General features: G+C 58.3%; 11 protein-coding genes and 1 riboswitch. Of the genes, 3 read left to right on the plus strand and 8 right to left on the minus strand.

Going from position 1 to position 14,103, the window contains the following annotated elements; genetic code table 11:
* Window positions 1-80: 80 nt before the first annotated feature.
* The 4 genes from polB to araB all read right to left on the minus strand — a co-directional run bounded on the left by polB (window position 81) and on the right by araB (window position 6,598).
* Window positions 81-2,438, minus strand: coding sequence for a DNA polymerase II (polB, locus tag FZF21_RS03495; RefSeq protein ID WP_047737151.1), 2,358 nt, complete (start codon window positions 2,436-2,438; stop codon window positions 81-83).
* 155 nt (window positions 2,439-2,593) lie between these two features.
* Window positions 2,594-3,289, minus strand: a complete 696-nt coding sequence (gene araD, locus FZF21_RS03500; protein ID WP_023295910.1) for an L-ribulose-5-phosphate 4-epimerase — start codon at window positions 3,287-3,289, stop codon at window positions 2,594-2,596.
* Window positions 3,290-3,375: 86 nt separating this feature from the next.
* Complete coding sequence (gene araA / locus FZF21_RS03505) at window positions 3,376-4,878, minus strand: L-arabinose isomerase (protein ID WP_047737148.1); 1,503 nt, start codon at window positions 4,876-4,878, stop codon at window positions 3,376-3,378.
* A gap of 10 nt (window positions 4,879-4,888) precedes the next feature.
* Complete coding sequence (araB, locus tag FZF21_RS03510; protein WP_023303071.1) at window positions 4,889-6,598, minus strand: ribulokinase; 1,710 nt, start codon at window positions 6,596-6,598, stop codon at window positions 4,889-4,891.
* Window positions 6,599-6,935: 337 nt separating this feature from the next.
* Between araB and araC the strand changes: the two genes are divergently transcribed.
* Entirely contained in the window at window positions 6,936-7,781 is an 846-nt protein-coding gene (gene araC, locus FZF21_RS03515; protein ID WP_149121071.1) for an arabinose operon transcriptional regulator AraC, read from the plus strand.
* 118 nt (window positions 7,782-7,899) lie between these two features.
* Complete coding sequence (locus FZF21_RS03520) at window positions 7,900-8,667, plus strand: DedA family protein (protein ID WP_015572658.1); 768 nt, start codon at window positions 7,900-7,902, stop codon at window positions 8,665-8,667.
* Window positions 8,668-8,695: 28 nt separating this feature from the next.
* Here FZF21_RS03520 and thiQ read toward each other — a convergent pair whose 3' ends face one another.
* The 4 genes from thiQ to sgrR all read right to left on the minus strand — a co-directional run bounded on the left by thiQ (window position 8,696) and on the right by sgrR (window position 13,771).
* Window positions 8,696-9,394 (minus strand): thiamine ABC transporter ATP-binding protein ThiQ, encoded by a 699-nt coding sequence (gene thiQ / locus FZF21_RS03525; RefSeq protein ID WP_017694525.1) that lies wholly within the window; start codon window positions 9,392-9,394, stop codon window positions 8,696-8,698.
* Window positions 9,378-10,988, minus strand: coding sequence for a thiamine/thiamine pyrophosphate ABC transporter permease ThiP (gene thiP, locus FZF21_RS03530; RefSeq protein WP_047055969.1), 1,611 nt, complete (start codon window positions 10,986-10,988; stop codon window positions 9,378-9,380). The genes thiQ and thiP overlap by 17 nt, the downstream gene beginning before the upstream one ends.
* Window positions 10,964-11,947, minus strand: coding sequence for a thiamine ABC transporter substrate binding subunit (thiB, locus tag FZF21_RS03535; RefSeq protein WP_032647227.1), 984 nt, complete (start codon window positions 11,945-11,947; stop codon window positions 10,964-10,966). The genes thiP and thiB overlap by 25 nt, the downstream gene beginning before the upstream one ends.
* Window positions 11,948-11,978: 31 nt before the next feature.
* Window positions 11,979-12,079, minus strand: a riboswitch (TPP riboswitch).
* A 36-nt stretch (window positions 12,080-12,115) separates the two neighbouring features.
* The gene (sgrR, locus tag FZF21_RS03540) at window positions 12,116-13,771 is read right to left on the minus strand and encodes an HTH-type transcriptional regulator SgrR (RefSeq protein WP_047737145.1); all 1,656 of its coding nucleotides are present in this window, start codon (window positions 13,769-13,771) and stop codon (window positions 12,116-12,118) included.
* Between the two features lie 88 nt (window positions 13,772-13,859).
* Here sgrR and sgrT point away from each other — a divergent pair, with 88 nt between their 5' ends.
* Entirely contained in the window at window positions 13,860-14,012 is a 153-nt protein-coding gene (gene sgrT / locus FZF21_RS03545; RefSeq protein WP_003856388.1) for a glucose uptake inhibitor SgrT, read from the plus strand.
* Window positions 14,013-14,103: the final 91 nt, after the last annotated feature.

The raw sequence follows: 14,103 nt of genomic DNA on the forward strand, positions 1-14,103 counted from the left end.
CAAAAAAGACGGTCATCGAAAAATGGGTCCGGGAATGGAAAGGGCGCTATGGTACTGGATGGCAACGGTTTCGTCACGCGTCAAAATAGCCCAAGTTGTCCTGTCACTAGTGTAGCAAAGTCGTCATTGATGAACGGTAAAATTCCCTCCGCAACCGGCTGAAGCTGGCGGGTCAGGTAGTGATCGTAATCGAGCGGAGACTGCTGGTAATCAACGGGTTCCGGGCCGTTAGTTGTCCAGACGTATTTGATCGTCCCCCGGTTCTGATACTGCGGCGCACGGCCCCGGCGAACATTCTCTTCATCCGCCAGCCGCGCGGCGCGTACGTGGGGAGGAACGTTACGTTGATATTCGGCCAGCGGGCGGCGCAGGCGCTTGCGATACACCAGCTGGTCATCCAGTTCACCCGCCATCAGGCTGGCGATGGTGTCGCGCACGTAGTCCTGATACGGCTCGTTGCGAAACACCCGCAGGTAGAGCGTCTGCTGGAACTGCTGCGCCAGTGGCGTCCAGTCGGTGCGCACCGTCTCCAGCCCTTTAAAGACCATCCGCTGCGTGTCACCTTCCTGAATCAGCCCGGCGTAGCGCTTCTTGCTGCCCTGGTCGGTTCCGCGAATGGTCGGCATTAAAAAGCGGGCAAAATGGGTTTCAAACTCCAGCTCTAACGCGCTGGTTAACCGCTCTTTTTGCAAATTTTCGCGCCACCAGTCGTTCACGTAGGCGACCAGTTCTTTGCCGATTCGCGCGGCGTCGTCTTCTGAATGGGCCGCTTTCAGCCAGACAAAGGTGGAGTCGGTATCGCCATAAATAACGTCATAGCCCCGGGATTCAATCAGCGCTTTGGTCTGGCGCATAATGTCGTGCCCGCGCATGGTGATGGAAGACGCCAGACGGGGATCAAAGAAGCGGCAGGCGCTGGTACCCAGCACGCCGTAAAAGGCGTTCATAATGATTTTCAGCGCCTGTGAGAGCGGCTTGTTGCCGTGGCGCTTGGCCTCGTCGCGGCCGTGCCAGATGTTTCCCACAATTTCGGGCAGGCAGTGTTTTTCGCGCGAGAAGCGTGCCCCAAGAAAACCTTCCGTGCTGTGCGCATCGTCTGGCTGGGCCATCCCCTCCACCAGCCCCACCGGATCAATCAGAAACGTGCGGATAATTGACGGGTACAGGCTTTTATAATCCAGCACCAGCACCGAGTCATACAGTCCGGGCCGTGAATCCATCACGTAACCGCCGGGGCTGGCCTGCGGCGGCACGTCGCCGAGGTTAGGGGCGACATAGCCCGCCCGGTGCATCCGCGGGAAATAGAGGTGGCTGAAGGCCGCTACCGAGCCGCCGTGCCTGTCGACCGCGAGACCGTTCACCGTTGCGCGTTCCAGCAGGAACGGCATGATCTCGGTTTTGTGGAAGATCTGCGTCACCAGCTCGCAATCTTTCAGGTTATAGGTAGCGAGCGCCGGTTTATCCTCGTTAAAGCGCCGGTCGATCTCGTCCATTCGGTCCCAGGGATTGTCGATGGATTTACCTTCGCCGAGCAGCGCCTGGGCGACCGCTTCCAGCGAGAAGGAAGAGAAGTTCCAGAAGGCGGATTTCAGCGCCTCGATACCGTCGATAATCAGGCGACCGTTAGCCTGTGCAAAGAATACGCCGTTCTTAAAACCGTGCTCACGCCACTCCAGCTCGCTGTTGCCACGCCCCAGAATCAGCGGGATACGGTAACGCTCGGCATGTTTTTGCAGCACGCGCAGGTCAAACTGCACTACGTTCCAGCCGATCAGAACATCCGGATCGTGCTCGGCAAACCACCGGTTAAGCTTCTCCAGCAGTTGCGGGCGGCTGTTGACGTACTCCAGATTAAAATCCAGCGCGGACGCATCGCCGTTCGGCGGCCCGAGCATATAGACAACCCGCTGCCCACAGCCTTCCAGGCCAATGCAGTACAGTTCGCCGTGGCGGGTGGTTTCAATATCCAGCGACACCCACTTTAGCGGCGGGCGATAGTGCGGATTAGGCTTCAGGCGCGCGTTAACGATCCTGCCGTTTTGCGCGGTGCCATCTACCCAGACGGGGGCGGTGATAAACCGCTCCATCAGAAAGCGTTCAGGCGGGCGAATGTCGGCCTCGTAAAGCGTCACGCCTGCTTCACGAAGCAGCTTTTCATAGCGCATCAACTGGCGATGGGCGCGGCAGTAGAGGCCGTAAACCGGCTGGCGGTGGAAATCTTTCAGCTGAAGCGGCGTAAGGCGCCAGTTGTTTTCGCCGCGCAGCAGTTGTTTCACTTTCTCGACGTGAGCTTCAGGAATAAAGGCCACGGACTCCTGCGGCGGGAGCGTAACGTTTAGTGGGCCGTTGTCCGTTGCCAGCCAGAATTCAACCTCAGTACCCTGAGGGGTATCCCGCCAGTGTCTGGTCAGTAAAAAGCCTTCTTGCGCCTGCGTCACGGCGTTATCCCATAAAACAAACCAGGCCTGATTATAGCCTGGTTGAGGGGTGTTTGCTGGGGTTTTATACAGTGTCTGTTCCGCCGGATGGCGCTGCGCTTATCCGGCCTACAGGTTCCGCAGGCCCGGTAAGCGCAGCGTCACCGGGCAAGGGTTTACTGCCCGTAGTAGGCTTTCGCACCGTGCTTACGCAGGTAATGCTTATCCAGCAGGGTTTGCTGCATATCCGGCAGCTGCGGTGCCAGCTGGCGGCAGAAGATCCCCATATAGGCGACTTCCTCCAGCACGATCGCGTTGTGCACCGCGTCCTCCGCGTTTTTACCCCAGGCAAACGGGCCGTGGGAGTGCACCAGCACGCCGGGCATTTGCGCCGCGTCGATTCCCTGTTTTTCGAAGGTTTCGACAATCACGTTCCCCGTTTCCCATTCGTACTCACCGCCGATCTCCGCATCGGTCATCAGACGCGTGCAGGGAATGGTGCCGTAAAAGTAGTCCGCGTGGGTGGTGCCGGTGGCCGGAATAGGCTGGCCCGCCTGCGCCCAGATGGTCGCGTGACGCGAATGGGTATGCACAATCCCGCCGATGGTCGGGAAGGCCTGATACAGCAGGCGATGAGTGGGCGTATCGGAGGAGGGCTTTTTATTGCCTTCAACCACTTCACCCGTTTCGATGCTGACCACCACCATGTCTTCTGCGGTCATTACCGTGTAATCCACGCCGGAAGGCTTGATCACGAACACCCCTTTTTCCCGGTCAACGGCGCTGACGTTGCCCCATGTCAGGGTTACGAGGTTATGTTTTGGCAGCGCCAGGTTGGCTTCGAGTACCTGACGTTTGAGATCTTCTAACATTGTCGTCTCCTGCCGGATGGCGCTACGCTTATCCGGCCTACAGAACCGTAGGCCCGGTAAACGAAGTGCCACCGGGCACTCCGTACTTAGCGTTTTGAACCGTAATAGACTTCGTTCCAGCGCAGCGCGTCTTTAAAGGCTGGCAGACGGGTGTCGTTATCAATTACGGTCAGTTCGATGTCGTGCAGCTCGGCAAACTGACGCATATCGTTCAGGTCAAGCGCGTGGCTGAATACGGTGTGGTGCGCGCCGCCGGCCAGGATCCAGGCTTCCGAGGCGGTTGGCAGGTCAGGCTGCGCTTTCCACAAAGCGTTGGCGACCGGCAGCTTCGGCAGAGAATGCGGGGTTTCAACCGCATCGACGCAGTTCACCAGCAGGCGGAAACGATCGCCGAGGTCAATCAAGCTGGCGTTAATGGCCGGGCCGGTACGGGTGTTGAAGATCAGACGGGCCGGATCCGCTTTGCCGCCAATGCCGAGGTACTGCACGTCGAGGATCGGTTTCTCTTCAACCGCGATGGATGGACACACTTCCAGCATGTGCGAGCCGAGCACCAGATCGTTGCCGTTCTCGAAGTGGTAGGTGTAGTCCTCCATAAAAGAGGTGCCGCCCTGTAGACCGGTCGACATCACCTTCATGATGCGAAGCAGAGCGGCAGTTTTCCAGTCGCCTTCGCCCGCAAAGCCGTAGCCCTGCTGCATCAGACGTTGTACCGCCAGACCCGGGAGCTGTTTCAGGCCGTGGAGATCTTCAAAGGTGGTGGTGAAGGCATGGAAGCCGCCCTGTTCCAGAAAACGCTTCATGCCCAGCTCAATACGTGCGGCATCCAGCACGTTCTGGCGCTTGTCACCGTTGACCTGTGCCGCAGGCGTCAGGCGATAGCTGCTTTCGTACTCGTCCACCAGCGCGTTAACGTCGCCATCGCTGATGTCATTCACCACCTGCACCAGGTCGCCCACCGCCCAGGTGTTGACGGAGAAGCCAAATTTAATCTGCGCGGCCACTTTATCACCGTCGGTGACCGCCACTTCGCGCATGTTGTCGCCGAAACGCACCACTTTCAGGTGGCGGGTATCCTGCTTAGATACCGCCTGACGCATCCAGGAGCCAATACGTTTTTGTGCCTGAGCGTCCTGCCAGTGCCCGGTCACCACGGCATGCTGTTGACGCATGCGCGCGCCGATGAAGCCGAACTCGCGGCCGCCGTGCGCGGTCTGGTTCAGGTTCATGAAGTCCATGTCGATGCTGTCCCACGGCAGGGAGGCGTTGAACTGCGTGTGGAATTGCAGCAGCGGTTTGTTGAGGATAGCCAGGCCGTTGATCCACATTTTGGCTGGCGAAAAGGTGTGCAGCCACACCACCAGGCCAGCGCATTTGTCATCGTAATTGGCATCGCGGCAAATGTTGGTGATTTCGTCCGGGGTGGTACCCAGCGGCTTCAGCACCAGTTTGCACGGCAGTTTGGCTTCCGCGTTCAGCGCATTCACAACGTGCTCCGCGTGTTTAGTCACCTGCTGCAACGCTTCCGGTCCGTACAAATGCTGGCTGCCAATCACAAACCACACTTCATAATTATTAAAAATGGTCATTATCGTGTCCTTAATGTGTCAGGGTTGCCGTAGTGTCCGCGGTGCTTTTGGCCGGGGCGGCGACAGGGAGATAGTGAAGTTCGGCGCTTTTTGCCCATTGCTGGTAGCGCTGATAAAGCTGTTCAAAGCGTTGTGCCTGCTGAGTCTGCGGCTGGAGCGTACTTTCGACGGCGCTCGCCATATGCTGTTGCGCGGTCGGGATATCCGCATGTACGCCTGCGGCCACGGCAGCGAAAATCGCCGCGCCCAGCGCACAGCACTGATCGGAGGCCACAATTTGCAGCGGCCGGTTCAGCACGTCGCAGCAGGCCTGCATGATCACCGGGTTTTTACGGGCGATGCCCCCCAGCGCCATCACGTTGTTTACGTCAATGCCCTGCCCGGTGAAGCACTCCATAATGGCGCGCGCGCCGAATGCGGTGGCGGCGATCAGGCCGCCAAACAGCGCGGGCGCGTCGGTCGCGAGGTTGAGATCGGTAATCACCCCTTTCAGACGCTGGTTGGCAAACGGCGTACGACGCCCGTTGAACCAGTCCAGCACCACCGGCAGGTGGTCGAGAGACGGATTTTTTGCCCAGGCTTCGGTGAGCTGCGGCAGGAGCTGTTTTTTGCTCGCGGTAATCTGTGTTTTCAGTTCAGGATGCGCGGCAGCAAGCTGATCCAGCGGCCAGCCGAGCACGCGGCCAAACCAGGCGTAGATATCGCCGAAGGCGGACTGACCCGCTTCGAGGCCGATAAAATCGGGTACCACGCTGCCGTCAACCTGACCGCAAATGCCTTTCACCGCGCGGTCGCCGACGCTGGCTTTATCTGCCGTCAGAATGTCACAGGTGGAGGTGCCGATAACTTTCACCAGCGTGTTGGGCTGCGCACCCGCGCCCACCGCACCCATATGGCAGTCGAACGCGCCGCCGGAAATGGTCACGTTTTGCGGCAGACCGAGGCGTTTCGCCCACTCTTCGCAGAGCGTGCCGACCGGAATATCGGCGGTGAAGGTGTCGGTAAACAGCGGGTATGTCAGGTTTTTGTTGATGATCGGGTCGAGTTCATCGAAGAACGTTGCCGGAGGCAGCCCCCCCCAGCTTTCATGCCACAGCGATTTATGCCCGGCGCTGCAACGGCCGCGGCGGATATCCTGCGGGCGAGTGGTGCCGGAGAGCAGGGCGGGAACCCAGTCGCATAGCTCAATCCATGACGCGGCTGCCTGTGCGACCGACGCGTCCGCGCGGGTAACGTGCAGGATCTTGGCCCAGAACCACTCGCTGGAGTAAATTCCGCCGATATACCGTGAGTAGTCAGTTTTGCCCGGCTGATGGCATAAGCGGGTGATGGCTTCCGCCTCTTCCACGGCGGTATGGTCTTTCCACAGCACAAACATGGCGTTCGGGTTGTCGGCAAACTCCGGTCGCAGCGCCAGTACGCGGCCTTCGGCATCGACAGGGGCAGGCGTTGAGCCGGTGCTGTCGACGCCAATCCCCACGACATCGGCCCGCTGGGCGTCCGTCAACTCCGCCAGCACGGTTTTGATCGCCGCTTCCATTGATTCAATGTAATCACGCGGGTGGTGGCGGAACTGGTTGTTCGGCGCATCGCAGTAGCGCCCCTCTTGCCAGCGCGGATACCACTCAACGCTGGTTGCTATCTCCTGGCCAGTCGTACAGTCCACTGCCAGCGCGCGAACTGAGTCGCTGCCAAAATCGAGGCCAATTGCAATTGCCATGGTGTTGCTCCATCCAAAAAACAGGTATGGAAGAACATTAGAGACTGGGGACAAAAATCGTCAGGCAGGATCCGCTAATCTTATGGACTAAATTGCTGTAGCCACGCAAAGTGTGACGCCGTGCAAATATTCTATGTGGACATTTCTGCCGCACTTATAGACACTTTTGTTACTGCTTATCTGCCCGTACTGGCGGACAAATCAGGGGGAAAGGCTGAAACATGGCGGACGTAAAAGAGGCGTGATGCTTTTTGGATCTTTTCGCGGGCCATTTTTATACTGCTTTTATCGATATGGACAATTGGTTTCCTTCAGGACCCTTGGGAGAACTGAATCTATGGCCGAACCGCAAAACGATCCCTTACTGCCGGGCTACTCATTTAACGCCCATCTGGTGGCGGGGCTGACGCCAATTGAGGCCGAGGGATATCTCGATTTTTACGTCGATCGCCCTCTTGGCATGAAGGGATATATCCTGAACCTGACCGTACGCGGAGAAGGGGTCGTCAAAAACGGGGATCAGCAGTTTATCTGCCGCCCCGGTGATATGCTGCTGTTCTCGCCGGGGGAGATCCACCACTACGGGCGCCATCCGGATGCCAAAGAGTGGTATCACCAGTGGGTCTATTTCCGTCCGCGCGCCTACTGGCAGGAGTGGCTCTCGTGGCCGGCCATTTTCGCCCATACCGGTTTATATCGCCCGGATGAGGCGCATCTGGCGCAGTTCCGTGAGCTGTTCGCACAGATTATTGAGGCAGGGCAGGCGGGCGGGCGCTACGCCGAACTGCTGGCCATCAACCTGCTTGAACAGGTGCTGCTGCGCCGCATGGAGGCCATCAACGAGTCGCTTAATCCGCCGCTGGACAACCGCGTCCGCGACGCCTGCCAGTACATCAGCGACCACCTTGCCGACAGCCAGTTTGATATTGCCAGCGTCGCCCAGCATGTGTGTCTGTCGCCGTCACGGCTCTCTCATCTGTTCCGCCAGCAGCTTGGCGTGAGTGTACTCAGCTGGCGTGAGGATCAGCGCATCAGCCAGGCGAAACTGCTGCTCAGCACCACCCGAATGCCTATCGCCACCGTCGGGCGTAACGTCGGCTTTGAAGATCAGCTCTATTTCTCTCGCGTGTTTAAGAAGTGCACCGGTGCCAGCCCGAGCGAATTCCGTGCGGGATGTGAATAATCGGTAAACATTCAGGTGAACTTCAGGCGCATCTTGTAAACTATTCAGACAATTGATGCCTTGACGCGGTGCAGGGCGCTAAGCAGAATCGCTGATTCGTTTTCTGACCGGAATAGTTATGCAGGCATTGCTGGAACATTTTATTACCCAGTCCGTTATGTATTCGCTCATCGCCGTGGCGCTGGTGGCGTTTCTGGAGTCGCTGGCGCTGGTCGGGCTGATCCTGCCCGGCACCGTGATGATGGCGGGGCTTGGGGCGCTGATCGGCAGCGGCGAGGTCAATTTCTGGCAGGCGTGGATGGCCGGTATTATTGGCTGTTTGCTGGGGGACTGGATCTCCTTCTGGCTGGGCTGGCGCTTTAAGAAGCCGCTGCACCGCTGGTCGTTCATGAAAAAAAATAAAGCGCTGCTGGATAAAACCGAGCACGCGCTGCACCAGCACAGCATGTTCACCATCCTCGTGGGGCGCTTCGTTGGCCCAACGCGCCCGCTGGTGCCGATGGTGGCCGGGATGCTGGATCTGCCCGTCGCGAAGTTTGTGGTGCCGAACATCATCGGCTGCGTCTTCTGGCCGCCGTTCTACTTCCTGCCGGGGATCCTGGCGGGCGCGGCCATCGATATTCCTGACGGTATGCAAAGCGGTGAGTTCAAGTGGCTGCTGCTGGGAACGGCGGTCCTGCTGTGGCTGGCGGTCTGGCTCTGCTGGCGCCTGTGGCGCAGCGCGAAAGCCAGTGTTGATCGCCTGACGCGCTATCTTCCGCGCTCTCGCCTGCTCTGGCTGGCCCCGCTGACGCTGGGAGTGGCTGTCGTGGCGCTGGTGGCGCTGATTCGCCACCCGCTGATGCCGGTGTACGGTGAGATCCTGTTGAAGGTGGTGAGCCGTTAAACGCCGGGCGGCACTGCGTTTGCCCGGCCTACGGTCTTATACCCAGTAATCCTGACGCGCTTTCTTTCCCGCTCATTAAGGCGTCGGTTGTTCCATCCCACAAAATACGTCCCTCCGCGATCACTACCGATCGCGGCGCGATGCGTGCGGCATCTTCGATGCTATGCGAAACCATCAGCATCGTCAGTTGCTCGCGCTCGCAAACCTCCTCAACCAGCGAGAGCATCTCCTGACGCAGGGCCGGGTCGAGCGCCGAAAAGGGTTCGTCGAGCAGCAGCAGCGGCTGCTTGCGCACCAGACAGCGTGCCAGCGCCACGCGCTGGCGCTGGCCGCCGGAAAGCTCACCCGGTAGTCTGTTGATAAACGCAGCCAGGCCCATTTGTTCGGCGATCGCCTCCAGCGTCTGACGCTGCGCAACACTGAGTTTTAACCCCGGATCCATACCCAGCGCGATGTTCTGCCACACCGTAAGATGATTGAACAGATTGTTTTCCTGGAACAGCATCGACACCGGGCGCTTAGCCGGCGGAGCGTAGGTATACTCGCCATTATCAATGACGATCGACCCGCTGGCAGGCTGCAAAAAACCGGCAATCAGATTGAGCAGAGTACTTTTTCCGGCCCCGCTAGGGCCAAGCACTGCGATTCGCTCTCCCTGACGAACGGAGAGGGTAAAACGCATTGGCAGGTGCTCATAAAGCCAGGTTACATCAGTCAGTTTTAACATCACGCCCCGGAAGTTTTTCGATAACGGTAAATAACGCAAAGCACAGCACCAGCAGTAAAAGTGCCGTGACGGCGCCGTCCTGGCTACGATAGGAGCCAATTTGCTGATAAAGCCAGAACGGCAGCGTGCGGAAATCCTCGTTGCCAAAGAGGGCCACAACGCCAAAATCGCCAATCGACAGCACGCAGGCAAACGCCAGCGCCTGAGCCAGCGGACGCTTTAGCGCGCGCAGTTCGACCACCTTCAGACGCTTCCAGCCCTGCATGCCCAGCGACTGACACAGCAAACTGTAGCGGCTGTTGACGTCGCGCATCGGGTTTTCCAGCACCTTGAGCGCGTAAGGGATAGCCATCAGTGCGTTGGTAAAAATGACGATGCCGTCGGCGCTTTCCGGTAGGCCGATAGTGCTGTTGAACAGTAAAAAGAATCCGGTCGCCAGCACAATACCCGGCATCGCCAGGATCAGCATACCCGTCAGTTCCAGCGCGTGTCCGGCTTTACGGGCATGACGCGCGTACAGCTCGCGGCTGCTCCAGAGCAGCATCATGGTCAGGATCACGCACAGCAGCCCGGCTGCCAGCGCGATGCGCAATGAGGTCCACGTCGCCTGCCACAGGACAGGCTGTTGCAGTACCGACAACACATTGCGATTCAGGCCATCAACGATAACGGCCAGCAGCGGAGGCAGCAGAAGCAGGAGGGCCAGCGCGATCAGCATAAAATCCGCGACGCGGCTGTGCAGGCTGTCCTGCGGATCGCGCCAGCCTGTCAAGTGATTGCTGCCTGTGGGGATCGCTTTACTCAGCCGCTGGCTGAGTAACACCAGCGCCAGGCAGCAGACCATCTGCACCATCGCCAGCAGCGCGGCGCGGCCCGGATCGTAGTCGTAACTTAAGGCCTGATAGATCGCCAGCTCAATGGTGGTGGCCTGCGGCCCGCCGCCGAGAGAAAGCACGGTCGCGAAGCTGGCGAAGCAGAGCATAAAGATTAGCGCGGCCACCGGGGCAATCTGGCGTCGCAGCCACGGCCATTCGACAAAGCGGAAGAACGACCAGCCGCGCATGCCAAGCTGGGCGGCAATCTGACGCTGCTCACCGGGAATGTTTTCCAGCGCCTGTAAAAAGAGGCGCGTCGCCATCGGCATATTGAAAAAAATATGCGCCAGCAGAATGCCTTTCAGGCCGTAAGGGGAGAAGGTCCATTCCAGACCAAGCAGGTTGTAGAGGGATGCCAGCCAGCCCTGTCGACCGTAGACGCTCAGAATGCCGAACACCGCCACCAGCACGGGCAGGATCAGCGTCATCGCGCACAGCCGCAGCAGGGCAAGCCTGCCGGGGAAACGTCTGCGATAGAGGGCGCGTGCAAGGAAAATGGCCGGGATCGTCGACAGCAGCGCGGAGAGAAACGCCTGCCAGAAGGAGAAACGGATGACGTGCCAGAGATAGCTGTCGTGCCAGAGGGCGAGCAGATCGCTCTCTGGCGCGTTAAACCACAGCGCAAGGAATGCACCCAGGCTGACGACCACCATCAGTATGGCGGCGAGCAGCCCGGGAACTAACCAGCCGGGGATCAGCGGCTGACGGCGCGTTGCCATTCACTAATCCATGCGGCGCGCTGGGCGGCAACCTGCTGCGGCGTAAATTCCAGTGAGGTTTGCGGCTTGTTTAGCTGCTCAAAGCCTGCCGGAAGCGCAACGTCAGTGACCGGGTACATCCAGTTTCCTGTCGGAATAGCATTCTGGAATGCCGGGGAGACCATAAATTTCAGGAATTTTTCGGCAAGCTCCGGCTGTTTGCTCGCGGCGGTGCGGGCGGCCACTTCCACCTGCAAATAATGCCCTTCAGCAAAGTTCGCGGCGGCGTAGTTATCCTTCTTCTCGGCGATAATGTGGTAGGCCGGAGAGGTAGTGTAGCTCAGCACCAGATCGCTTTCGCCTTTCAGGAACAGGCCGTAGGCTTCGCTCCAGCCTTTGGTGACGGTAACGGTTTTCGCGGCCAGCTTCTGCCACGCTTCCGGCGTTTTATCCCCGTAGACTTTCTGCATCCACAATAGCAGCCCCAGACCCGGCGTGCTGGTACGCGGATCTTCATAAATTACGCGCCATTTCTGGTCACTTTCGACCAGCTCTTTCAGGCTTTTGGGCGGATTCTTCAGCTTGTTTTTATCGTAGACAAACGCAAAGTAGCCGTAATCAAAGGGAACGAAGGTGTCGTTTTTCCAGCCGCCCGGTACGTTGACGGCATCTGACGCCACACCGCTTTTGGCGAACAGTCTGGTTTGGGTGGCGGCTTCCAGCAGGTTGTTATCCAGCCCGAGCACCACGTCGGCTTTGCTGTTTTTGCCTTCCATGCGCAGCCGGTTAAGCAGAGAGACACCATCTTCCAGCGCCACGAATTTCAGCTCGCAGTTGCAGTCGGCTTCAAAGGCTTTTTTTACCACCGGGCCGGGGCCCCAGTCGGCGGAGAAGGAGTCGTAGGTATAGACCGTCAGAACGGGCTTAGCAAAAACAGGCAGCGCAAACAGCGCCAGCAGAGGAAGAACGTTTTTTAACACTTTGCACCTCAGGGTTGAGTGGCAAAGGATTTTGAGAGACAGCCTCAAATCCCTTCGCCGGCGTTATCCGGATCAGGTTCGACGGGTATTATCTCAGCGCACATCAGTGATGCAGCACCCCGTTGAGAACGGCGCTATTGTAATGATTTGGTGAATATTACGAAAGCGTTATGGCTCCGGCGGCGCAAACCAGGCGGATTTAAAATCAAACCAGCCGAGGGTATTCATCCGCAGGCCGCGCATGCTGCGCTGCCCCTGGATCAGCAGCCAGTGGTGAATCAGCGGTACGATCGTCTGCCCGGTCAGTAATTCCTGACACCAGGCGGCCAGATCCATTTCTCCCGCGCGCCACCGCGCGGCGTCCTGCTGCCAGTCCCGGTTGATACAGTGCTGAATCAGGGGCACCTCGTACAGGTGAGAAAAGAGCGAGAAATCAAGCGGCAGCGTAAAGTTTGCGCTGTTGAGCCAGATATCGCTGATGACGTCTCCGCGATGCCATTCATCATAATCGACTTCTTGAATCGCCAGCGTCACGCCTTCGGCTGCCAGCAGCGTGCTCATGATCCTCGCCAGAAAACGGTGCTCAATGTGATCGCGATAGTAGCTGAGGGTGATGATCTCCAGTCCGGCAGGCTTTTCACTGCGGACAGGCTGCGCATGGTGCCAGCGTGGGAGCAGGCCATAGGCCGGGAACCACCAGGTCTGGTATTGCTCCTCTGCGTGATAAATCAGGTTAGCGGGCGCCAGAATATGGCTTATCCACCTGCGGACGTCGTGGTTTGCCCCGCGATGGCTGCGGCTATCAAAGAGCAGGTAGTAGCAGCCCTCCTCCAGGCGGCTTTCGAACGCCTTTTCACCGGCTGTTGGCCCTTCCAGGGTCAGGCCTGCGCTCAGCTCTTCGTTGAGATCCGGTAACACCCAGACGTTCACTTCGTCGATCAACGCCCTATAGCCAAAGTAATCATCAAAGGCGCGGATCTTCAGCTGATTACTGTTATTTCGTGTAACGGAGTAGGGGCCCGTACCAATCGGCTGGCTGGAAAAATTGTTCAGGGATCGCCACTCGGCAGGCAGGATCATTGATGGCACGTAGCCCAGAAGCCACGGAAGCCATTTGTCCGGCTGCGAAAGCTCAATATCCAGCGTCCAGGCCGTTGGGGAGTGGATCCGCGTGATATGCGAATAGAGCGGCAGCGTGCGGGCGCGCTCTAAAGAGGCGATAACGTCGCGCATCTCCAGCTCGCGTCCATGGTGGAAATGAATGCCGGGGCGTAGAAAGAAGCGCCAGTGCAGCGGAGACACCTGTTGCCAGTGATGGGCAATATCCGCTTCCAGTTCCCCGTTTTCCTCATTTATCCGCGTCAGACCGCTGAATATCTGCCGGGCCATGTGGGTTTCAGAGCGACGTAACGCCGTACCGGGCAACAGATTTTTCATTGGGCGGTAGTAAAGTACCCGCAGAATGTGGCGTCCCTGACGAAAGCTGCGTCCCAGATGCGAGACCAGCATCTGGCGCACGGCGGCTTTGTCGCCCACCAGCTGGACCAGCTGATCGATGCGGTCCTGCTCCAGCAGATCCTCCGCTCGCTGTTGCTGTAACGCCAGGCCGGTATAAAGGAAAGTCAGGCGCGAACGCTTGCCGCGTCCGGCTTCGGCCTCCCAGTTTAGCCAGCCCTGCTGCTGCATGGTATTAAGGAGCGTGCGCATATGACGCCGGGAGCAGTTGAGGAGCTCGGCCAGCTCGTTCAGCGTGGTCTCCTGCGATTGCCCCTCGCAGCACTGCCAGAGGCGGATAAATTGTTGTTGCAGACGACCGGAAGGCATAAAAGGGGAACTCCTGACAAAAAATCAGCAATTTATTAATCCCTATATTAAGCCAATAATCCTTTTCGATGAAGCGAGGAGGTAAATTATGAAGAGGTCTACCGCACGTCAGTTTTATCAGCACTATTTTTCAGCGACAAAGGGAGTGTCCTGGCTGGCCCGCCAGTGCGCAGAGCAGCGGCTGAGAATACTGGAAGATCTGATGCAGTGGGACGTTACGAAACCGACCTCTTCTCGCTAACTCGCCTCGATCATGTGTGACTGAGTATTGGTGCTAATCACCCGCCAGCAAAATGTTTTTTGCTGGCTTTTTTCGTTTACTATTTCACCCA

The sequence above is a fragment of the Enterobacter sp. LU1 genome (genome assembly GCF_008271405.2).
GTDB lineage: Bacteria > Pseudomonadota > Gammaproteobacteria > Enterobacterales > Enterobacteriaceae > Enterobacter > Enterobacter hormaechei_C.

Excerpts from the sequence above, each read along its gene's own strand:
- araC (WP_149121071.1), top strand. The coding sequence starts at position 6,936 with ATGGCCGAACCGCAAAACGATCCCTTACTGCCGGGCTACTCATTTAAC.
- araA (WP_047737148.1), bottom strand. The coding sequence starts at position 4,878 with ATGACCATTTTTAATAATTATGAAGTGTGGTTTGTGATTGGCAGCCAG.
- araB (WP_023303071.1), bottom strand. The coding sequence starts at position 6,598 with ATGGCAATTGCAATTGGCCTCGATTTTGGCAGCGACTCAGTTCGCGCG.
- thiP (WP_047055969.1), bottom strand. The coding sequence starts at position 10,988 with ATGGCAACGCGCCGTCAGCCGCTGATCCCCGGCTGGTTAGTTCCCGGG.
- FZF21_RS03520 (WP_015572658.1), top strand. The coding sequence starts at position 7,900 with ATGCAGGCATTGCTGGAACATTTTATTACCCAGTCCGTTATGTATTCG.
- sgrR (WP_047737145.1), bottom strand. The coding sequence starts at position 13,771 with ATGCCTTCCGGTCGTCTGCAACAACAATTTATCCGCCTCTGGCAGTGC.
- thiQ (WP_017694525.1), bottom strand. The coding sequence starts at position 9,394 with ATGTTAAAACTGACTGATGTAACCTGGCTTTATGAGCACCTGCCAATG.
- sgrT (WP_003856388.1), top strand. The coding sequence starts at position 13,860 with ATGAAGAGGTCTACCGCACGTCAGTTTTATCAGCACTATTTTTCAGCG.
- araD (WP_023295910.1), bottom strand. The coding sequence starts at position 3,289 with ATGTTAGAAGATCTCAAACGTCAGGTACTCGAAGCCAACCTGGCGCTG.